General features: G+C 68.6%; 20 protein-coding genes. 7 read left to right on the forward strand and 13 right to left on the reverse strand.

Going from position 1 to position 20,610, the window contains the following annotated elements; all coding sequences use genetic code 11:
• Position 1 precedes the first annotated feature (1 nt).
• Genes gatB through gatC form a run of 3 tightly spaced genes read right to left on the reverse strand, consistent with a single transcriptional unit; the run spans position 2 to position 3,203 of the window.
• Entirely contained in the window at positions 2-1,447 is a 1,446-nt protein-coding gene (gene gatB, locus H8R02_RS02985) for an Asp-tRNA(Asn)/Glu-tRNA(Gln) amidotransferase subunit GatB (protein ID WP_187079849.1), read from the reverse strand.
• Complete coding sequence (gene gatA, locus H8R02_RS02990) at positions 1,444-2,907, reverse strand: Asp-tRNA(Asn)/Glu-tRNA(Gln) amidotransferase subunit GatA (RefSeq protein ID WP_187079850.1); 1,464 nt, start codon at positions 2,905-2,907, stop codon at positions 1,444-1,446. The genes gatB and gatA overlap by 4 nt, the downstream gene beginning before the upstream one ends.
• On the reverse strand, positions 2,904-3,203 hold the full coding sequence (gene gatC / locus H8R02_RS02995; protein WP_187079851.1) for an Asp-tRNA(Asn)/Glu-tRNA(Gln) amidotransferase subunit GatC: 300 nt from the start codon (positions 3,201-3,203) through the stop codon (positions 2,904-2,906). Before gatC ends, gatA begins: the two co-directional genes overlap by 4 nt.
• 129 nt (positions 3,204-3,332) lie before the next feature.
• Here gatC and H8R02_RS03000 point away from each other — a divergent pair, with 129 nt between their 5' ends.
• The 4 genes from H8R02_RS03000 to mrdA are packed head-to-tail and all read left to right on the forward strand — an operon-like array spanning position 3,333 to position 7,964.
• Complete coding sequence (locus H8R02_RS03000; RefSeq protein ID WP_187079852.1) at positions 3,333-4,376, forward strand: rod shape-determining protein; 1,044 nt, start codon at positions 3,333-3,335, stop codon at positions 4,374-4,376.
• A 38-nt stretch (positions 4,377-4,414) separates the two neighbouring features.
• Positions 4,415-5,362, forward strand: coding sequence for a rod shape-determining protein MreC (gene mreC, locus H8R02_RS03005; RefSeq protein WP_187079853.1), 948 nt, complete (start codon positions 4,415-4,417; stop codon positions 5,360-5,362).
• Positions 5,359-5,877: a rod shape-determining protein MreD gene (mreD, locus tag H8R02_RS03010; protein ID WP_187079854.1), complete on the forward strand. Its 519-nt coding sequence runs from the start codon at positions 5,359-5,361 to the stop codon at positions 5,875-5,877. The genes mreC and mreD overlap by 4 nt, the downstream gene beginning before the upstream one ends.
• Positions 5,874-7,964 carry a penicillin-binding protein 2 gene (gene mrdA / locus H8R02_RS03015; RefSeq protein WP_187079855.1) on the forward strand — a complete coding sequence of 697 codons (2,091 nt, stop codon included), beginning with the start codon at positions 5,874-5,876 and terminating at the stop codon, positions 7,962-7,964. Before mreD ends, mrdA begins: the two co-directional genes overlap by 4 nt.
• A gap of 16 nt (positions 7,965-7,980) precedes the next feature.
• On the opposite strand, the gene H8R02_RS03020 is transcribed toward mrdA, so the two are convergent.
• From H8R02_RS03020 to H8R02_RS03060, 9 genes are all read right to left on the reverse strand, one after another.
• Positions 7,981-9,765 (reverse strand): patatin-like phospholipase family protein, encoded by a 1,785-nt coding sequence (locus tag H8R02_RS03020; RefSeq protein WP_187079856.1) that lies wholly within the window; start codon positions 9,763-9,765, stop codon positions 7,981-7,983.
• On the reverse strand, positions 9,758-10,408 hold the full coding sequence (locus tag H8R02_RS03025; protein WP_187079857.1) for a hypothetical protein: 651 nt from the start codon (positions 10,406-10,408) through the stop codon (positions 9,758-9,760). The genes H8R02_RS03020 and H8R02_RS03025 overlap by 8 nt, the downstream gene beginning before the upstream one ends.
• Positions 10,409-10,462: 54 nt before the next feature.
• Positions 10,463-11,668, reverse strand: coding sequence for an ABC transporter substrate-binding protein (locus H8R02_RS03030; protein WP_187079858.1), 1,206 nt, complete (start codon positions 11,666-11,668; stop codon positions 10,463-10,465).
• Complete coding sequence (locus tag H8R02_RS03035) at positions 11,665-12,681, reverse strand: branched-chain amino acid ABC transporter permease (protein WP_187079859.1); 1,017 nt, start codon at positions 12,679-12,681, stop codon at positions 11,665-11,667. The genes H8R02_RS03030 and H8R02_RS03035 overlap by 4 nt, the downstream gene beginning before the upstream one ends.
• A 1-nt stretch (position 12,682) precedes the next feature.
• Positions 12,683-13,552 (reverse strand): branched-chain amino acid ABC transporter permease, encoded by an 870-nt coding sequence (locus H8R02_RS03040; RefSeq protein WP_187079860.1) that lies wholly within the window; start codon positions 13,550-13,552, stop codon positions 12,683-12,685.
• Positions 13,553-13,554: 2 nt separating this feature from the next.
• Positions 13,555-14,271, reverse strand: coding sequence for an ABC transporter ATP-binding protein (locus H8R02_RS03045; protein WP_187079861.1), 717 nt, complete (start codon positions 14,269-14,271; stop codon positions 13,555-13,557).
• On the reverse strand, positions 14,268-15,044 hold the full coding sequence (locus H8R02_RS03050; RefSeq protein ID WP_187079862.1) for an ABC transporter ATP-binding protein: 777 nt from the start codon (positions 15,042-15,044) through the stop codon (positions 14,268-14,270). The genes H8R02_RS03045 and H8R02_RS03050 overlap by 4 nt, the downstream gene beginning before the upstream one ends.
• Positions 15,045-15,143: 99 nt before the next feature.
• On the reverse strand, positions 15,144-16,118 hold the full coding sequence (locus H8R02_RS03055; RefSeq protein ID WP_187080583.1) for a YheT family hydrolase: 975 nt from the start codon (positions 16,116-16,118) through the stop codon (positions 15,144-15,146).
• Positions 16,118-16,567: a YybH family protein gene (locus tag H8R02_RS03060; protein WP_187080582.1), complete on the reverse strand. Its 450-nt coding sequence runs from the start codon at positions 16,565-16,567 to the stop codon at positions 16,118-16,120. The genes H8R02_RS03055 and H8R02_RS03060 overlap by 1 nt, the downstream gene beginning before the upstream one ends.
• 768 nt (positions 16,568-17,335) lie before the next feature.
• On the opposite strand from H8R02_RS03060, the gene H8R02_RS03065 reads away from it, so the two are divergent.
• Genes H8R02_RS03065 through H8R02_RS03075 form a run of 3 tightly spaced genes read left to right on the forward strand, consistent with a single transcriptional unit; the run spans position 17,336 to position 19,417 of the window.
• Positions 17,336-17,977, forward strand: a complete 642-nt coding sequence (locus tag H8R02_RS03065; RefSeq protein ID WP_187079863.1) for a LemA family protein — start codon at positions 17,336-17,338, stop codon at positions 17,975-17,977.
• Positions 17,978-17,984: 7 nt separating this feature from the next.
• Entirely contained in the window at positions 17,985-18,908 is a 924-nt protein-coding gene (locus tag H8R02_RS03070; protein WP_187079864.1) for a TPM domain-containing protein, read from the forward strand.
• Positions 18,908-19,417, forward strand: coding sequence for a TPM domain-containing protein (locus H8R02_RS03075; protein WP_187079865.1), 510 nt, complete (start codon positions 18,908-18,910; stop codon positions 19,415-19,417). Before H8R02_RS03070 ends, H8R02_RS03075 begins: the two co-directional genes overlap by 1 nt.
• Here the strand turns inward: H8R02_RS03075 and H8R02_RS03080 are convergent.
• Positions 19,414-20,517, reverse strand: coding sequence for an ABC transporter substrate-binding protein (locus tag H8R02_RS03080; protein WP_187079866.1), 1,104 nt, complete (start codon positions 20,515-20,517; stop codon positions 19,414-19,416). The genes H8R02_RS03075 and H8R02_RS03080 overlap by 4 nt on opposite strands.
• Between the last annotated feature and the right edge of the window lie 93 nt (positions 20,518-20,610).

Here is a 20,610-nt window from a genome sequence, read left to right on the forward strand (position 1 = left end):
TTCAGAGCCCCAGTTTCTTTCGCAGCAGGTCGTTCACCTGCTGCGGGTTCGCCTTGCCCTTGCTGGCCTTCATGGCTTGGCCGACGAGCGCGTTGAACGCCTTGTCCTTGCCCGCGCGAATCTGGGCGACGTTGTCCGGGTTGGCGGCGATGATGTCGTCGAGGATCTTCTCCAGCGCGCCGCTGTCGTTCATCTGCTTGAGGCCCTTGGCCTCGATGACGGCGTCGACGTCCTTGCCCTCACCCGTCCACAGCGCGTCGAACACCTGCCGGGCCGCGTTGTTGGAGATCGTGCCGTCCTGGATGCGGCCGATGAGCTTGCCGAGCACTTCGGCGGACACCGGCGCCTGCTCGATGCCGATGTCCTGCGCGTTGAGGCGGCGCGACAACTCGCCCATGATCCAGTTGCTCGCCAGCTTCGGCTGGCCCGACGCCTTCGCCACCGCCTCGAAGTACGCGCCCATGGCCTTGCTCTGTGTGAGCGTCGTCGCGTCGTATTCGGGCAGCCCATAGTCCGCCACGAAGCGCGCGGCCATCGCGCGCGGCAGCTCGGGCAGCTCGCCCTTCACGCGCTCGACCCAGTCGGCCGGGATCACCAGCGGCGGCAGGTCGGGGTCCGGGAAGTAGCGGTAATCCGCCGCGTCTTCCTTGGTGCGCATCGCACGCGTCTCGCCCGTGTCCGGGTCGAACAGCACCGTCGCCTGCTGGACCGCCAGGCCGTCCTCCAGCTGCTCGATCTGCCAGCGCACCTCATAGTCGATGGCCTGCTGCATGAACTTGAAGCTGTTCAGGTTCTTGATCTCGCGGCGCGTGCCGAGCGGCTCGCCGGGTTTGCGCACGGACACGTTGGCGTCGCAGCGGAACGAGCCTTCCTGCATGTTGCCGTCGCAGATGCCGATCCACGTGACGATCTTGTGCAGCTCCTTCGCATAAGCCACAGCCTCGTCGGACGAGCGCATGTCCGGCTCGGTCACGATCTCCAGCAGCGGCGTGCCCGCGCGGTTGAGGTCGATGCCCGACTGGCCGATGAAGTCCTCGTGCAGCGACTTGCCCGCGTCCTCCTCGAGGTGCGCGCGCACGAGCCGCACGGTCTTCTTCTCTTCGCCCAGGTAGAACTCGATGGCCCCGCCCTGCACGACCGGGATCTCGTACTGGCTGATCTGGTACCCCTTGGGCAGGTCGGGGTAGAAGTAGTTCTTGCGCGCGAAGATGCTGCGCGGCGCGACGTGCGCGCCGATCGCCAGGCCGAAGCGGATCGCGCGTTCGACGGCGCCCTTATTCATCACCGGCAGCGTGCCGGGCAGCGCCAGGTCCACCGCGCAAGCCTGCGTGTTCGGCTCGGCGCCGAACGCCGTCGGCGCGCGGCTGAAGATCTTGCTCTGGGTCGACAGCTGGGCGTGCGTCTCGAAGCCGATGACGACTTCGTAGCCTCGAACGAGCTTGCTCATTGCACGCCCCCCGGCTTGCGCTGGTGGAAGTCCGTGGCCTGCTGGAAGCGGTGGGCGGCGTTCAGCAGCTTCGACTCCGAGAAGTAGTTGCCCAGCAGCTGCAGCCCAACGGGCATGCCGCCTTCGCCGAACCCGCAAGGCACGCTCATGCCCGGCAGCCCCGCAAGCGAACCGGGGAGCGTGAAGATGTCCGCGAGATAGTCCGCCAGCGGGTCGTTGCCGTGGTCACCCAGGTGCCACGCCACGCTCGGCGCGGCCGGCCCCGCGATCAGGTCGCATTGCCTGAAGGCCTGCTGGAAGTCGTCCGCGATCATGCGGCGGATCTTCTGCGCCTGCAGGTAGTACGCGTCGTAGTAGCCGTGCGAGAGCACGTAGGTGCCGATCATGATGCGGCGCTTCACCTCGTCGCCGAAGCCTTCGGCGCGCGTCTTCTTGTACATGTCCAGCAGGTCGGTGTACTGCTTCGCGCGGTGGCCGAACTTGACGCCGTCGAAGCGCGCGAGGTTCGAGCTCGCCTCCGCGGGCGCGATGATGTAGTAAACCGGGATCGCAAGTTCGGTGCGGGGCAGCGACACCTCGACCAGCTTCGCGCCCAGCTTCACGTACACCTGCAGCGCGTCGTCGATCGCCTTGCGCACGTCGGCCGCGAGGCCCTCGCCGAAGAACTCCCTGGGCACGCCGATGCGCAGGCCTTCGAGCGGTGCGTTCAGCGAGAGCGTGAAATCCTCCGTCGCGACGTCGAGCGAGGTCGAGTCGCGGTCGGGGTCGGGCCCGCAGATCGCCGAGAGCAGCAGCGCGCAGTCTTCGGCCGTGCGCGCCATCGGCCCGGCCTGGTCCAGCGAGGAAGCGAAAGCGATCATCCCGTAGCGCGATGCGCGGCCGTACGTCGGCTTGATGCCCGTCACGCCGCAGAACGAGGCCGGCTGGCGGATCGAACCGCCGGTGTCGGTGCCCGTGGTCGCGGGCGCCAGGCGCGCCGCCACGGCCACGGCGCTGCCGCCGGAAGAGCCGCCGGGAATGCGCGACGTGTCCCAAGGGTTGCGCACCGGCTTGTACGCCGAGTTTTCGTTCGACGAGCCCATCGCGAACTCGTCGCAATTGAGCTTGCCGAGCGTGACGCAGCCCGCATCGGCCAGCTTGCGCACCACCGTTGCATCGAAGGGAGAGCGGTAGCCCTCCAGCATCTTCGAGCCGGCGGTGCTCGGGAAATCCTTCGTGACGAAGATGTCCTTGTGCGCGATCGGCACGCCCGCCAGCGGCGCGGCCTCGCCGCCCGCGATGCGCCGGTCGGCCGCGGCTGCCTGCGCAAGCGTCACCTCGGCGTCGGTCGAAAGGAAAGCGCCCAGCGAGTCGCCCTGCACACGCGCGAGGAAGTGCTTCGCCACCTCCGTGGCCGAGACCTTCTTCTCGCGCAACTGCGCCGCGAGCTGCGCGACGGTGAGGTCGTGCAGCGCGCTCATTCGATCACCTTCGGCACGAGGAACAGGCCCCGCTCCACGGCCGGCGCGCTGCGCTGGTTCGCCTCGCGGTCATTGGGCTCGCTCGCGACGTCGTCGCGCAGCCGCAGCGGCACGTCCTGCACGGCCGCCACCGGGTGGTTGAGCGGCTCCACGCCGGACGTATCCACGGCGCGCATCTTCTCGACGATGTCGAAGAAGCCGTTGATCTGGGCGAGCATGCGCTCGCCCTCTTGCGCATCGAGTTCCAGGCGCGCGAGGTGCGCGATGCGCCGGATGTCTTCCAAGCTCAGGGACATGAGGTGTAAAAGAGGCTCTCAGCCGCCTCTCGGCGGCCGGTTGTGCACAGGGGATCGGGTATTATCCCGCCTTTGGTGACTCGGCCGCGGAAGCGGCCGATTTCACAGAAGAAACGAGGAAATTCCCCAATGTTCGGAGCATTCCGACGCTACCTGTCGACCGACCTGGCGATCGACCTGGGCACGGCCAACACCCTCATTTTCGTGCGCGACAAGGGCATCGTCCTCGACGAACCCTCGGTCGTCGCCATCCGCCACGAGGGCGGCCCCCAGGGCAAGAAGACGATCCAGGCCGTCGGCAGCGAAGCCAAGGCCATGCTCGGCAAGGTGCCGGGCAACATCGAGGCCATCCGCCCGATGAAGGACGGCGTGATCGCCGACTTCACCGTCACCGAGCAGATGCTCAAGCAGTTCATCAAGATGGTCCACCCCCGGTCCATCCTGAAGCCCAGCCCCCGCATCATCATCTGCGTGCCCTGCGGCTCCACCCAGGTGGAGCGCCGCGCCATCCGCGAGTCGGCGCTCGGCGCCGGCGCGTCCGAGGTGTACCTCATCGAGGAGCCGATGGCCGCCGCCATCGGCGCGGGCCTGCCGGTGAGCGAAGCCTCCGGCTCGATGGTCGTCGACATCGGCGGCGGCACCACCGAGGTGGGCGTCATCTCGCTGGGCGGCATGGTCTACAAGGGCAGCGTGCGCGTGGGCGGCGACAAGTTCGACGAGGCCATCATCAGCTACATCCGCCGCAACTACGGCATGCTGATCGGCGAGCCCACGGCCGAATCCATCAAGAAGCAGATCGGCTCCGCCTTCCCCGGCAGCGAGGTCAAGGAGATGGAGGTCAAGGGCCGCAACCTCTCCGAAGGCGTGCCGCGCTCGTTCACGATCTCCTCCAACGAGATCCTCGAGGCGCTGACCGACCCGCTGAACAACATCGTGTCGGCCGTCAAGAACGCGCTGGAGCAGACGCCCCCGGAGCTCGGCGCCGACATTGCCGAGCGCGGGATGATGCTCACCGGCGGCGGCGCGCTGCTGCGCGACCTGGACCGCCTGCTGGCCGAGGAGACCGGCCTGCCGGTGCTCGTCGCCGAAGACCCGCTCACCTGCGTGGTCCGCGGCTGCGGCATCGCGCTGGAGCGCATGGAACGCCTCGGATCGATCTTCACCAGCGAGTAATCGGCCCCTGTCGCCCGGGCGGCTGGGCACAATAGCGCATGCCCTTAGGCACCCTCGATCGCACGCCGCCGCCCTTCTTCAAGCAAGGGCCGTCGGCCCTGTCCAAGCTGATGGTGTGCAGCGCGCTCGCGCTGTTCCTCATGGTGGCCGACGCGCGCTTCAAGATCACCCAGCCCATCCGTTACGTGGTGGGGCTGGTCATCACGCCGGTGCAGTGGCTCGCCTACCAGCCGGTGCAGGGCGTGCGGCTCGTCACCGGCTACTTCGAGTCGCTCGGCGAGGCGCAGCGCTCGGAAGAGCAAGCCCGCAAGAAGCTGACGCTGCAGTCGCAGCGCTCCAACCAGGTCGAGCAGCTTGCGCTGGAAAACGCCCGCCTGCGCAAGCTGCTCGACCTGCGACCGCGGCTGACCACCGAGTCGGTGCCCGCCGAAGTGCTCTACGACGCGGCCGACCCGTACACCCGCAAGGTGATCATCGACAAGGGCCTCGCGCAGGCCATCGAGGCCGGCTCGCCCGTGATCGATGAATCGGGTGTGATCGGCCAGGTCACGCGCGTGCACCCGCTCATCAGCGAGGTGACGCTGGTGACCGACCGCGAGCAGGCGATTCCCGTGCTCAACACCCGTACGGGCGCGCGCAGCGTGGCCTACGGCGACCCGGCGGCGCACGGCGGCGCGCTGGAGCTGCGCTTCATGGCCGCCAATGCCGACGTGAAGCCGGGCGACGTGCTCACCACCAGCGGCGTGGACGGCGTGTACCCGCCGGGGCTGCCGGTGGCGGTCGTGGAGCGCGTCGAGCGCCGCGCCGACTCCGCGTTCGCGCGCATCGTCTGCAAGCCGCAGGGCCTGGTGGACGGCGCCCGGCACGTGATGGTGCTCAAGCCCGTGTCGCCGCAGATCCCGCCGCGGCCGCCGGCCGAGGAACCCACGGCGGCGCAGAAGAAGGGCCGCAAGGCAGCGCCGCCGCCGCCAGGAGCGCCGCAATGATCATGCGTCCCGGGCAGCCGCTGCTGCTGCCGGCCAACCCCGTGTTCATCTGGGGCAGCCTCATCGGCGCCCTGCTGCTGAACATGCTGCCGCTCGGGCGCATCCCGTGGCAGCCGGACTTCCTGGCCGTGGCGCTGGTGTTCTGGAACGTGCACCAGCCGCAGCGCATCGGCGTCGTGGCCGCATTCCTCTTCGGGCTTGCCCTCGACGTCCACCAGGCGACGCTGCTGGGCCAGCACGCGCTCGCGTACACCGCGCTCTCGTTCTTCGCGATCACCATCCACCGCCGGCTGCTGTGGTTCAAGGTGCCGTCGCAGGCGTTGCAGGTGCTGCCGCTCTTCGTGGCTGCCCACGCGATCGAACTCGCCATCCGCATGCTGGCCGGCGGCGCCTTCCCGGGCATCACGGTCGCGCTGGCGCCGCTGCTGGAAGCCCTGCTGTGGCCGATCGTCAGCATCCTGCTGCTCGCGCCGCAGCGCAGGGCGCCCGATCCGGACGAAAATCGGCCCTTATGACGGAATTGAGGAACGTCGAAGCGGACCTGTCCCGGTTCCGCGCGCGCGTGCTCGCCGCGAGCATCGCCGTGCTCGTCTGTTTCCTGCTGCTCCTGTCGCGGCTCGTGTGGCTGCAGGTGGTCAAGCACGAGGAGTTCGAGGAGCAGGCCGAGAACAACCGCATCGCGATCGTGCCGATCGTGCCCAACCGCGGCCTCATCCTCGACCGCAACGGCATCGTGCTGGCGAGCAACTACTCGGCCTACACGCTCGAGGTGACGCCTTCGCGCCTGAACCAGCCGCTGGACCGCGTCATCGAGGACCTCGGCCACGTCGTCAGCATCCAGCCGCGCGACCTGCGGCGCTTCCGCAAGCTGCAGGAAGAATCCAAGAGCGTCGACTCGCTGCCCATCCGCACCAAGCTCACCGACGAAGAGGTCGCGCGCTTCGCCGCGCAGCGCTGGCGCTTCCCCGGCGTGGACATCAAGGCGCGCCTGTTCCGCAGCTACCCCTACGGCGAGCTCGCCAGCCACGTGGTCGGCTACATCGGCCGCATCAACCAGGCCGAGAAGAAGCAGATCGAGGAGTGGCCGGAGGACGAGCAGTCCAACTACCGTGGCACCGAATACATCGGCAAGCTCGGCGTGGAGCACAGCTTCGAGAAGACGCTGCACGGCGTGACCGGCGTGGAGCAGGTCGAGACTTCCGCCGGCGGCCGCGCCGTGCGCAAGCTCGCCTCCAGCCCCGCGACGCCGGGCAACACCGTGCGCCTGGGCATCGACATCAAGCTGCAGAAGATGATCGAGGACCTGTACGGCGACCGGCGCGGCGCCCTCGTCGCGCTCGACCCGAAGTCCGGCGAGATCCTCGCGTTCGTGAGCAAGCCCACCTTCGACCCCAACCTCTTCGTCGACGGCATCGACACCGAGAACTGGACGGCGCTGAACGAGTCGCTCGACAAGCCGCTGCTCAACCGCGCGCTGCGCGGCACCTACCCGCCGGGCTCCACGTACAAGCCGTACATGGCGCTGGCCGGCCTGGAGACCGGCAAGCGCACGCCGCAGCAGGCCATCAGCGACCCCGGCTACTTCTGGTTCGGCAACCACAAGTTCCGCGACGACAAGGAAGGCGGCCACGGCTCGGTGGACATGTACAAGTCCATCGTGCAGTCGTGCGACACCTACTACTACATGCTGGCCAACGACCTCGGCGTGGACACGATGGCCGAGCACATGGCGCACTTCGGCTTCGGGCAGCTCACCGGCATCGACATCGCCGGCGAATCGAAGGGCCTGCTGCCCTCCACCACCTGGAAGCGCAATGCCTACCGCCGGCCCGAGCAGCAGAAGTGGTACGCGGGCGAGACCATTTCGCTGGGCATCGGCCAGGGCTACAACAGCTTCACGATCCTGCAGATGGCGTCCGCCATGGGCGCGCTGGCCAACAGCGGCGTGCGCATGAAGCCGCACCTGGTCAGCGAGATCATCGACATCAACACCAAGCAGGTGCGCAAGATCGAGCCGGTGGTGCAGGACCAGTGGCGCGCCAAGCCCGAGAACGTGGCGATCATCCAGCGGGCGATGGTCGGCGTGAACATCGAGGGCACGTCGGCTTCCGCCTTCCGCGGCGCCCCGTACACGAGCGGCGGCAAGACGGGCACGGCGCAGGTGATCGCCATCGCGCAGGGCGCCAAGTACAACGCGTCGCAGCTGGACGAGCGCCACCGCGACCACGCGCTCTACATCGCCTATGCGCCGGCCGAGGACCCGAAGATCGCGATCGCGATGATCGTGGAGAACGCGGGCTTCGGCGCCGCCAACGCCGCGCCGATCGCGCGCCGCGCGTTCGACTACTGGCTGATGGGCCAGTACCCGAGCGAAGAGGACATGGCGGCGGTGAAGGTCGGCAAGGCCACCACGCCCATCGGCAAGCCGCGCCCCGCCTCGGAGATCCCGTGGCCGCCGCCGGGCACCGCCGGCGCCGCGGCCACGCCCGCGAGCGCTGCATCGGCCAGCGTGGCGGCGCTGCCCGCGTCGGCTGCGGCGGCTGTCAGGACAACGGCTACATCGACGGCGGCAGCCACGGCAACGGCGACCGCCACCCGCTGAGCGCGAGGCGCCGGCCTCAGCGCAGCGGCAGCAGCGGTTCGGCCGGGATCGACGGCATCGGCAATGCCAGGCCGTCAGTGCCCACGCATTTGACGAAGCGGTCCGTGTTCTGCTCCGATTCCGTGAGGTTCAACGGCGCGCGGATCGGTTCGACCCGCAGCTGCGGCCGCACGAGAGGTTCGCTTTCCATCCGGCAGCGGCCGGCCGCGTCGAGGCCGCGGTCCCGGAACCACTTGCACACCTGCGCCAGCGAAACCCGGTCCTGCCGCACGGCGATGTGCGCGGCGTCGTACAGCACCTCCTGCACCTGCGCCTGGCTGCAGTTGGGCGCGCCGCTGAGGCGGTAGCTCGTGGCGACCTGGCTCACGAGGCGGCCCAGGCGCGAGCGGTAGGCGAACACGGCGTGGTCCGCCGGTGCGTTCAGGTCCAGCGGATTTTCCTCGCCGCCCCGCACGCGCCAGGGCACGATCGACTGGATCTCGTCGAGCGCGACGTGCCACACGTGGCAGTCGAACTCGCGGCGCTCGGGTTGCCGCACCGCGGAGAGGTCCACCGCGTTCACCTGCGTGAGGTAGCGCGCCTCGGTGAACGCACGGCCATCGAGGTAGTAGTAGTCGACCGGGAACCTCGCGACCCGGCGGTAGGGGCGGATCTTGTAGTCCCACAGCCCCGGCGCGAGCTCCACGTTGAACTGGCCCTGCGGCACGTCGCGGTGGATGCCCATCTGCGCGAGCGTCTGGTCGCGCCGGTTGGACAGCATCGCGTCGATGGCATCGAGGAAGTTCAGGTCGAGCACGACCGAGCCGAAGTTGCGCCGGTCCGACTGCCGCATCTCCGCCACGCCCGCATTGGGCACGTGCGAGTCGACCACCACGATCATGCAGCCCTGCGCGCTCTGCTGCGCGTTGAGCCGGTTCACGTGGTGCTCGCGCGCGAGGCGGATCAATGTCTCCACGCCGAGGTTGTCGCTGGGGCCGCCGTCGATCAGGTGCAGGTAGCGCTTGTCGTTGGGGTCTTCGGTGGCTTCGCGGCGCTTGGCCGGATCGAGGCTGTACCGGCGCAGGGTGACCGAGTTGAAGATGCCGGGAAAAGCGCCGGACGACGCCATCGCCCACGCGATGGGGTACTTGCTCAGGTCCGAGCCCGTGGTCTGCAGGAAGGCCTGGTCGCTGAAGACGAAGCGCGTGCCGCCGTTGGTGGTGTCGGTGGCATTGAAATACACCGCGGGGCGCCGCGGTCCGCGCGGGCCGAGCTCGGCGAAGGTCACGCTGCGCCCGCCAAACAGTTTTTCCTCGAACAGCTCCGCGAGCATGTCGCTGCGGTCGCGGTCGGTGAAGGTCGTGGCGGCGAGGCTCACCGGGTTGAACAGCTTGCCGATCAAGGGCAGCGCGAAGTCCGTGGCCGCGAGTTCGCGCGCGCGCAGGCTCCAGTCGGTGCGCTCGCCGTTCAAGGCGAAGTACGCCGCCGGGATCGAGCCGCCGCTGACGGCCGACACCGCGTCCACGTGCTGCAGCACGCCCAGCTCGTCCAGCTCCTGCAGCGCCGCCATGCCGAAGTTCGCGGAGCGGCTGCCCCCGCCGCTGATCGCCAGGCCGACGAACTGCGGCTTGTCGGCCACCCATGCCGTCGGCGCGCGGGGTACGGGGTTCTGGGGGCGGATGAAGGAACGGCCAAGGTCCGGTTCGTTGCGGTAGCTCACGCCGGGGCGGCCGCTGACGACGGTGCAGCCCGCCAGCGTCAGGGCGGCGAGCCCCAGGCACAGCGCGGTCCGCCACGCGGGGCGGGCCGCCGCCTCAGTCATGGAAGAAGGTCACCAGGACGGCGTTGGCCGACCGGTTCGTCACCACAGCGCGCACTTCCGACGAGTCGGCGGAATCCCATTCGCACAGCAGCTCGGCCGGGGCGGGCGCGGGCTCGCACAGCGGTTCGCCCCGCGGGCCGCGGATGGACAGCGCGACGTCCTGCAGCCGGTCGCTGGAGATGCCGAAGAAGGCCTTCTGGCCCGGCTTGTACGACAGCAGGATGGGCCGGCTGTCGCGCGCGGCCATGAGCATCGGCTGCACCTGCGGGCCGATGAGCGTGCCGCGGGTGCGGCGTGGAGCGGCGGCCGAGTCGATCATCGCGAGCAGCTCGGGCTGGTCGCGCGCCAGCACCCTGGCTTGCGCGAGCAGGCCGGCGGCGTCGGTCTGTTCCACGACCGCATTCGCGCCGCCTTCGACGCGCGCCCGCGAAGGCTGCATGCCGGAGGCGCGCTGCAGCCTGGCCGCCGTGAGCAGCGCGAGCGGGTCGTTGTTGGCGAGGCCGTAGCGTCCCAGCTCCTGGCCCAGCTGCCACTGCTGCAGCATGAGGGGCGTGACGCGCGCGGTCACCTGGGCCGCTGCCGGTTGCAGGCTGCCGGCGCTGAAGGCCAGCAGGGCGATCGTCAGGAGTCGCTTGGCTTGCATGGTGTCCCTCGGGCGCCTTTTTGCCTGCGGGCGCCGCGAGGGAATATTAATGCATCAGCCCGCCGAGCCGCCGATGATCTCGCCGAACAGCACCCACTTCGTGCCGTCGAACTTCGCCAGCTGCAGCTGCTTGATGGGCGTGTGCTGCGTGGGGCTCGTGCTCAGCGCGATGCCAGGCAGCAGCAGCGGCAGCTTCACGTTCTTCAGGTTCTCGGCCTGCCGCTTGATGTTGTCGCGCGTGACGTCGTTGCCGCACTGCTTGAGCACCTGCACCAGCGTCTGCGCGGCGATGACGCCGTAGACGTTGAAGGCTTCGTTCGGGTCGGCCTCGCGGTTGTAGCGGGCCATGAAGGCGCGCCACTCGAGCATCGCGGGGTCGTCCTTCCACTGCGGGTCGGTCGGCTCCTTGAAGTATTCCATGGAGATGATGTCCACGGCCTTCTCCAGCCCCGCAGGCTTGAGCACCGAGCCGATGGACGCGCTCACGTTGTTGAGGATGTGCAGCGGCTTCCAGCCGATGTCGTGCACCTTGCGGATCGCCTGCGCGGCGAACTTGGGCGTGGTGATGTTGAAGAAGGTGTCCGCGCCGGACTTGTGCAGCGTGATCACCTGCGAGTCGACGGTCGGGTCCGTCACCTCGTACGTGGCCTCCTGCACGATCATGTTCGCGCGGTTGCCCAGGCCCTTCTTGAAGCCGGTGAGGTAGTCCTTGCCGTAGTCGTCGTTCTGGTAGAGCACCGCCACCTTGGCGTTCGGCTTGGTCTTGAGCAGGTACTTCGCGTAGACCTCGCCCTCGGTCTGGTACGTGGGGTTGAAGCCGAAGGTCCACGGGTAGTCCTTCGGGTCGTTCCACTTGGTCGCGCCCGTGGCGACGAACAGGTGCGGCACCTTCTTGGCGTTCACGTACTTGTGGATCGCGGTGTTGGGCGGCGTGCCCAGCACCTGGAACAGCGCCAGCACGTCCTCCTGCTCCACGAGCTTGCGGACCTGCTCCACCGTCTTGGGCGGGCTGTAGCCGTCGTCCAGCGTGATGAAGTTGATCTTGCGGCCGTTGACGCCGCCCTGGTCGTTGACCATCTTGAAGTACGCGGCCTCGACCTTGCCGATGGTGCCGTACGCCGACGCCGGCCCGCTGTAGGGCATGGTCTGCCCGATCTTGATCTCCTTGGCCTGCGCGAACGAGCGCCCCGACGCGAGCGCCACACCGACCGTCGCCGCCTGGCCGATCACCTGCCTGCGGGTCCACCTGGAAGCATTCATGTTGGCTCCTTTCGATCACTGACAGAGGAAGAAATGCGCAACCGGTGGCGCAGCATCCGGACGAGGCCCGCGACGCCGGTCGGCATGAGGTACATGAAGCCGATGAGGAAGATGCCGTAGATCGCCCACGGCGCCGCCTTCGAGATCTCGTCGGCGACGTTGGGGATGAACTGGATGAAAAGCGCGCCGTAGATCGCGCCGGAGATCGAGGCGAGGCCGCCGACCACCACGCCCACCAGCAGGCTGAGCGAGAGGAACACCGTGAACGAATCCGGCGAGGCGAACTGGACCGCGATCGCCGCAAGCGCGCCCGCGACGCCCGTGTACAGCGCGGAGACGCCGAAGGTGAGCGACTTGTAGATCGCCGTGTTGACGCCCATCGCCTCGGCGGCAATCGGCTGGTCGCGGATCGCGATCAGTGCGCGCCCGACGCGTCCGCGCAGCAGGTTCCACGCCGCCACGAACAGCAGCACGGCCCAGAACAGCGTGAAGAAGTAGAACCACTGGTCCTGGTTCAGCGGCAGGAACGACGGTGCTTCCGGCTTCACGAGCACGACGCCCATCGCGCCGCCGGTCCAGTGTTCCAGCGACTTGTGCTTGAGGATCTGCGGCATCGCGACCCCGAGCGCGAAGGTCGCGAGCGCGAGGTACAGGCCCTCCAGCCGCAGCGCAGGCAACCCGAAGAGGAAGCCAGCGACGAGGCACACGAAACCGGCGACGGGGATGGTCGCCCAGTAAGGCACGCCGGCCTTGTCCATCAGCACCGCCGCGGTGTACGCCCCGATGGCGAAGAACGCGCCGTGCCCCAGCGAGATCTGGCCGTTGAAGCCGGTGAGCATGTTCAGCCCGAGCAGCGCGATCGCATAGGCGAGCGCCATCGTGAGCTGGAACACGCGGTAGTTGCCCAGCACGAAGGGCAGCACGCACGCGACGAGCAGCAGCACGGCCACGCCGGCGAACTGCTTGAGTTCGAGCTTGCGGCGGGGCACGGCGGCCAGGACGAGTTCTGCCATGTCAAACCCTCGCCACGTGAACCTTGCCGAACAACCCGGAAGGCTTGACGACCAGCACGGTCACGATGATCAGCAGCGCCACGGTGAGCTTCAGCTCGGTGCCCAGGTACACGCCGACCACGTTCTCGAGGATGCCGACCAGGAAGCCCCCGAGCACCGCGCCGCCGGGGCTGTCGATGCCGCCCAGCAGCGCGCCCGCGAACGCATAGAGCAGGATGCCGCCCATCATGTTCGGTTCCAGGAACACCACCGGCGCGACCATCATCCCCGCGACCGCGCCGATCGCCGCCGCGAGCCCCCAGCCGAGCGCGAGCATCCAGCCGACGCGCACGCCGACGAGCCGGCTCGACACCGGGTTCTGCGCCGCCGCGCGCATCGCGAGGCCAAGCGGGGTGAAGCGGAAGAACACGAACACCAGCCCCAGCACCACGAGCGTCACGAACATCGAGCCCAGCTCGTGCGACGACAGCAGCTTGTTGCCGAAGAGCGGCTGCTCGGGGAACGGGCTGGGGAACGGCTTGATGGTGTAGCTGTAGATCCAGCCGGCCACGCTGTTGAAGATGACGAGCAGCCCGATGAAGACGATCACCACCGAGAGCACCGGCGCGTTCTCCACCGGCTGGATGATCACGCGCTCGATCACCACGCCTGCAACGAACGCGATCGCCACCGTGAGGAAGAAAGCCACCCAGTAGGGCAGACCGGCCTGCAGCATCGTCCACGCGAGGTAGGTCGCGAACATCGCGATCTCGCCCTGCGCGAAGTTCACCAGGTGGGTGGCCTGGTAGATCATCACCAAGGCCAATGCCACGCTCGCGTAGATGCCGCCGGTGGCAAGGCCGGAGAGGATCTGGTGCAGCAGCAGGTCCATGCTCAATATCCCAGGTACGAGCGGCGCACCGCCTCGTCGTTGCGGATGGATTCGGCGCTGCCCGAGATCACGACCTTGCCGGTCTCCAGCAAATACGCATCGTCCGCGAGCTTGAGTGCGAGCGCGGCGTTCTGCTCCACCAGCAGCATGCTCGTGCCCTCCTTCGCGCGGATCTCGCCGAAGATCTCGAACAGCTCCGCCACGATGCGCGGCGCGAGGCCGAACGAGGGCTCGTCCAGCAGCAGCAGGCGCGGCCGCAGCATGAGCGCGCGCGAGACGGCCAGCATCTGCTGCTCGCCGCCGGAGAGCGTGCCCGCCTGCTGCTTGCGCCGCTCGCGCAGGCGCGGGAACCAGCCGTACATGCGCTCGAAGTCGGCCTGCACCGCGTCCTTGTCGCTGCGCGTGTACGCGCCCAGGCGCAGGTTCTCTTCAACGGTGAGATGCATGAAGGTGCCGCGCCCGTCCGGCACATGGGCCACGCCCATGCGCACGATGGATTCGGTGGCCTTGCCATCGATGCGTTCGCCCGCGAGCGAAACCTCGCCCTGCGTGCGCACCATGCCGCACATCGCGCGCAAAGTCGTCGTCTTCCCGGCGCCATTGGCGCCGAGGATGGTGGTGATGCCGCCCGTCTTCACGTCGAAGTCGATGCCGTGCAGCACGCGCGTCGGGCCGTATTGCGCGTGCAGCCCTCGCACCTGGAGCATCGGGCTCGTCATGCTTCCACCCCCAGGTACGCCTTGATCACGTCGGGGTTGCCCTGCACCTCGGCGGGCGTGCCGTCGGCGATCTTCTTGCCGAAGTCCAGCGCGACCACCTGGTCCGACACGCGCATCACGAGGTTCATGTGGTGCTCCACCAGCAGCATCGTGAGCTTGAGTTCCTGCTGGATGCGCTTGAGCAGTTGGCGCAGGCCGTCCACCTCCTCGTGGTTCAGGCCGCCGGCAGGCTCGTCGAGCAGCAGCAGCTTGGGCCGGCTCATGAGCGCGCGCGCGAGTTCGACGCGCTTCTGCGTGCCGAAAGGCAGGTCCGCCACCGGGCGCTGCGCGACGTCGCCGAGGTCCATCAGCCGGATCGCTTCGTCGGCGCGCGCGGAGAGTTCTTCTTCCTCGCGCCGCACGCCGGGCAGGCGCAGCGCGTTGGACAGGAAGCCGCTGCTGCTGCGGCAGTGGCCGCCCAGCATCACGTTGTCGCGCACGCTCATCGTGCGGAACAGCGCCAGGTTCTGGAAGGTGCGGCCGATGCCGAGCGACGCGATGCCGTGCGGCGGATGGTCGGTGAGCGGGTGGCCCTCGAAGTTGATGCGGCCTTCGCTGAAGGTGTACAGGCGCGACAGGCAGTTGAAGAGGGTCGTCTTGCCGGCGCCGTTGGGGCCAATCAGGCCCGCGATCGTCCCCTGCTGCACGTCGAACGACACCTGGTCGAGCGCCACGATGCCTCCGAAGCGAACGGTGACGCCTGAAACTTCCAGCAGTGGCGGCGTTGCCTGCACGGGTAAGCTTTTTTCTCCGTGTACCGGCGCTTTATCGCCCCGCGCGGTCGCGGCCGGTACAGGTAGAAACCCGGCGAGGGTTGTCCCGCGCGCGACGGCTCAGCTGACGGGAAGCCGGTCGAGCAGCCACTCGCCGACCGCTCGCGGCATCACGCGCACGTCGGTGGGCCAGGGGCCGGACGGGAAGCCGACGTGCCCGCCCTGCTGCGGCTGCCAGAGCGTGACGCTGGCGCCCACTTCCGCCGGCAGGGGCAAGCTCGCCGCGGGCACGAAGGGGTCGTTGCGGGCATTGACGGCCAGCGCCGGGATGCAAATGCGGTGCAGGTGCGGCTTGGCCGAAGCGCGCCGCCAGTAGTCGTCCGTGTCGCGGAAGCCGTGCAGCGGCGCGGTGAAGATGTTGTCGAACTCGTAGAGGTCGCGCGCGGCGAGCAGTGCCTCGCGGTCGAACAGGCCCGGGTGCTGCGCCAGCTTGAGCAGCGCCTTGGGTTTCATCGAGCGCAGGAACATGGTCGTGTAGACCAGCCGGTTGAAGCCCTGGCCGATGGCGCGCCCGCCCGCGGCGAGGTCGAGCGGCGAGCAGACCGAAGCCACCGCGTCCGCCAGCGTCGCGGCGCGCGACTCCCACTCGCCCGCCCAGCGCATCAGGGCGTTGCCGCCGAGCGAGACGCCGACCGCCGCCAACGGCCCGGTGTGCCGCTCCCGCAGGCGCTGCAGGATCCACGCGATCTCCTCGTGGTCACCCGAATGGTAGGCGCGCGGCCCGGCGTTGAGCTCGCCGCTGCAGCCGCGGAAGTGCGGGACGACGAAGGCTGCGCCTCGACTGCGCGCGAAGTCAGCGAACGCTTCGGCGTAGTGGCTGCGGGACGAGCCTTCGAGGCCGTGGAAGAGGACGAGCAGGACGTTCGTGGTCGGGGGCGTGGCCAGCCAGTCCAGGTCGATGAAGTCGCCGTCGGGCGTGGACCAGCGTTCGCGCCGGTATGAAGGCGGGTCGCCGTCATGGCGACGCCCGTAAAGCGCCGGCCAGATGGTCTGGAGGTTGCCGCCCGGCAACCAGCGGGGAGCCCGGTAGTCGATCAATGCAGGACGGAAGGCGTGCCGGACACTTCCTGGATCTCGCTGGCGGTGCCCGGGCTGGCATGGTGCGCCACCAGCCGCCAGCCCTGCGCGGTGCGGTGGTACACGTTGGTGGCGATCACCCACGCGTGGCGCGGGCCTTCGGGGGTGAGCACTTCCACTTTCTCCAGCAGGTTGTGCACGGCGCTGGCCACCGAAACCGTCTTGCGGACCTGCTGCGGCCACGCGCGGATGCTGCCGTTGGCGAACATCGCCTCGAAGGTCGCACGGATGGCGACGGCGCCCACCACGCGCGGCCCGCCGGGGTGGATGCAGACGATGTCGTCCTCGTCGGCCCAGCAGGCCATCAGCTTCTCGATGTCGGCGTTCTGCAGCGCGTCGTAGAACGCCGCCTCGACGTCGTCGGCGTTGCCTTCGAGGTTGGCGGCCTGGAGCTTCGACTTGCGCATCGGCTTTATTCTGCCTGCGGTCGCAGCCAGGCCTGGGCCTCCGGCCCAAGCCGTCCTGCTTGTGACGCCCGCCAGACTGTTTCCGGCGCGGCGACGTGGATGCCGCGCGGCGCGATCTGCAGCGCCAGCGCCAGCAACTGCGCAACCGGCGCGCACGGGCTGCTCGCTGGTGGGCACCATGTACTTGAAGACCGACAGCATGAAGCGGGCTATGCGCGCCAACGGGTTCGTGGGCGACGCATCGCCGGGCTTGCTGGCCGTGCGCAGGATGAGCACCCGGTCGAAACCGAGCCGGGCGACCGCGTGCTCGTCGAGGTTGGCCAGCCCGCGCTTGAGCGCTTCGGGCAGGCGGCCCTGCTGGTGCGGCATCACGATGGCGACGGTGCGCACACCGCTCGCGTGCAGCCAGGCGGCGAGCGCCGGCAGTTGCCCGGGCGCCGGCGTCCACAGCGCGCGTTCGCGTTCGAAGAACATTCGCGGCGGATCGAACAGCACGATGGCGACGTCGGCCGCGAACGGCGGCCAGTCTGCCGGGTCGCCGGATGGCACCTGCCACGTCGCCATGCCGCGCAGCCCGGCGCGGATGGGTTCGCGTGACAGCACCTGCACTTGCGAGAAGCGCATGGAACCGGCCAGCTCGCGCAGCACCTCGTGGCCCAGCACGCCCGTCGCGCCGGCGATCACGAGCCTGGGTTTCGGCCCTTGAACCGGCGGGATCTCCATCCCATCTATGCTACCGTTGCCCACATCCTCGAAAGGGACACCTCGATGAAAAGATGGCTGCTCATCCTCGCTGCCGCCCTGTCGCTCACCGGCTGCGGCTACAACGACTTCCAGCGGCTCGACGAAGCCACCAAGTCGGCCTGGAGCGAGGTGCTCAACCAGTACCAGCGGCGCGCCGACCTGATCCCCAACCTCGTCGCCACCGTCAAGGGCGAGGCGGGTTTCGAGCAGGACACGCTGACCAAGGTGGTGGAAGCGCGCGCCAAGGCCACGTCGATGCAGGTGTCGCCGGCGACGCTCAACGACCCGGCCGCGTTCCAGAAATTCCAGCAGGCGCAGGGCGAGCTCTCGAGCGCGCTGTCGCGGCTGATGGTGGTCAGCGAGCGCTATCCCGACCTGAAGGCCAACCAGGCGTTCCGCGGCCTGCAGGCGCAGCTGGAAGGCACGGAAAACCGCATCACCGTGGCCCGCAACCGCTACATCCAGGCGGTGCAGGAGTACAACGTGCTCGCGCGGCAGTTCCCCACCAACCTCACGGCGATGGTGTTCCACTACGAGCCGAAGCCGAACTTCACGGTGCAGAACGAGGCGCAGATTTCCGCGCCGCCCACGGTGGATTTCGGCAAGGCAGCGGCACCGGCTGCGCCTGCACCGGCGGCACCAGCGTCCCCCGCAGCCTCGCGATAACGCCGACATGCGCCTGCTCGCGGCGGTCATCGTCTTCCTGGCGACGGCCTTCGCGAGCGCAGCATTCGCACAGAACCTTCAGCCCGTCCCCGAGCTGACGGCCCGCGTCATCGACCAGACGGGCACGCTCGACGACATCCAGCGCAAGGGCCTCGACGACAAGCTTGCCGCGCTCGAAAAGGCCAAGGGCTCGCAGGTCGTCTTCCTGATCGTGCCTACGGTGCAGCCGGAAGACGCGTTCAGCTACGCGAACCGCGTGGCCAACCAGTGGAAGATCGGCCGCAAGGGCGTGGGCGACGGCGTGCTGCTCGTCGTCGCCAAGAACGACCGCAAGGTCAACCTGCAGGTGGCCAAGACGCTCGAGGGCGCGATCCCCGATGTCGTCGCCAAGCAGATCATCGACGAGCAGATCACCCCGCGATTTCGCAACAACGACTTCGCCGGCGGGCTGCAGGCCGCGGCCGATTCCATTGCCGCGCGCATCAACGGTGAGGCGCTGCCCGCGCCGCCGGCGCAGCCGCAACGCAAGGGCACCGGCAGCGTCGACGCGGGCTTCGACTGGTTCGACATCGCGATCTTCCTGTTCCTCGTCGTGCCGATCGCGAGCAAGGTGCTGCGCGGCATCTTCGGCAAGCTGGGCCCGGTGATCACGAGCGCGGGCGCGGGCGGCCTCGCGATGGTCTTCACGTCCAGCATTTTCATGGCCGTGATCGCGGCATTCATCGGCTTCATCGTCGCGCTGATGTCCGGCGGGCTCGGCTCGGCGGGGCCCCGCCGCGGCTACTCGCGCAGCGGGCCGTGGATCAGCACCGGGAGCTGGGGCGGCGGCGGTGGGGGCGGCGGCTGGAGCAGCGGCGGCAGCGACGGCGGCGGCTTCAGCTCGGGCGGCGGTGGCGATTTTGGTGGCGGCGGCGCCTCGGGAGACTGGTGATGCTGGCCACGCTCAAGCGCCTCTTCAAGCACCGCTGGCTGGACGAGACCGACACGCGCCGCGCCATCCCGCCCGACATGGTCAAGCGCCTCGCGCAGCGCGTGGCGGCGAGCGAAAAGCGCCACAGCGGCGAGGTGCGCATCTGCGTCGAAGCCGGCCTGCCCACCAGCTACATCCTGCGCGGCGCCACGGCGCGCGACCGCGCGGTGACGATGTTCGGCAAGCTGCGCGTGTGGGACACCGAGCACAACAACGGCGTGCTGATCTACCTGCTGCTGGCCGAGCGCGCGATCGAGGTCGTGGCCGACCGCGGCCTGAACAGAAAGGTGACGCCGCAGGAGTGGCGGGAGATCGTCGCGAGAATGGGCGGCGCCTTCCGCGACGGCCGCTTCGAGGATGGCCTCACCGAAGCACTGGCCGAGGTCTCGGCGCTGCTCGTGCAACACTTCCCGCTCGCGCCGGGCGAGGCGGACACGAACGAGCTGCCGGACGAACCGGTCCTGGGCTAGTCTTTCACTTCGCCGTTCGGGCGCAGCAGGGCCATCGACACATAGCTGCCGCCATGGCGGAAGTTCGGCTTGAAGTCGACGACGTAGCCGCCGGTGTCGTAGCGGCCGAGCGCCGACAGCGACTTGTGCAGCGACGCGCGCGTGACCGGGCCGCCGCTGCGCTTCATGCCTTCGACCAGCACCTTGGCCGCGATGCACGACTCGAGCGCCGTCACCGACATCGCTTCCTTCTGGCCCGAGGCGTTCCACGCGTCGTTGCACTCCTTCACCACCGGCACGCTTTGCCGTCCCGGAGTGGGCACGGTGATCGACACCGACACACCGTTGGCGTCGGAGCCGAGGGCCTTCGCCAGCTGGCTCGCACCCGCGAACGAGAGGCTGGTCGTCATGTACTGCTTGCCGCCCGCCTTGAGCTTCTTGATCAGCTCGGCCGCAGGCGCGTAGAGCGTCGTCACGACGAGCACGTTGGGGTCCGAGTCGACCACCGCCTTGATGTTGGCGTCGCTCACCGGCGCGTTGCGCTTGATCGACACGGACACGGGCGCCTTGCCGAACTTCTTCAGGCCCTCGGCCACGGTGTCGAAGTTCTGCTTGCCGACGGGGTCGTCGTAGTGCAGCACCGTGATGCGCGTGTTGCCCAGGCTGCCCCAGAAGTTGACGATCTTCTCGATCTCGTCCGCGTAGGTCGCGCGGATCGTGTAGACGAACTCGTTCTGCTTGCGGATGGTGTCGGCGCCGGTGAACGGCGCGAAGAACGGCACCTTGGCCTCGGCCACCGCGGGCATCGCGGGAATGCTCAACGTGGAGGACGCGTAGCCGAAGAGGGCCACCGCGTTCTCGTCCTTCAACAGCTTCTCGGTGTTGGCGGCGGACGCTTTCGTGTCGTTCTTGTCGTCGAGCGTGACGAGCTTGATCTTCACGCCGCCGATGCCGCCGGCGTCGTTCACCTTCTTGAAGTACGCGAGGGCCCCGTTGCGGATGTCGTTGCCGAGTTCCGCGTTGCCGCCCGTGAGGGGCGCGGACTGGCCGATGACGATGTCGGCGAACGCCGGGCCGCACGCGAGCGCGAGGGCCAGCGGCAGGATGCGAAGTGAGGTCACGCTTGTCTCCAGAACTGCTTGCTGGGCCATTGTGGCGCCAAAAGACAAAAAAGCCCCGTTCTTTCGAACGGGGCTGGGAGCGCGTCGGTTCTT

The organism is Ramlibacter albus (genome assembly GCF_014297445.1).
GTDB classification, from domain to species: Bacteria; Pseudomonadota; Gammaproteobacteria; order Burkholderiales; family Burkholderiaceae_C; genus Ramlibacter; species Ramlibacter albus.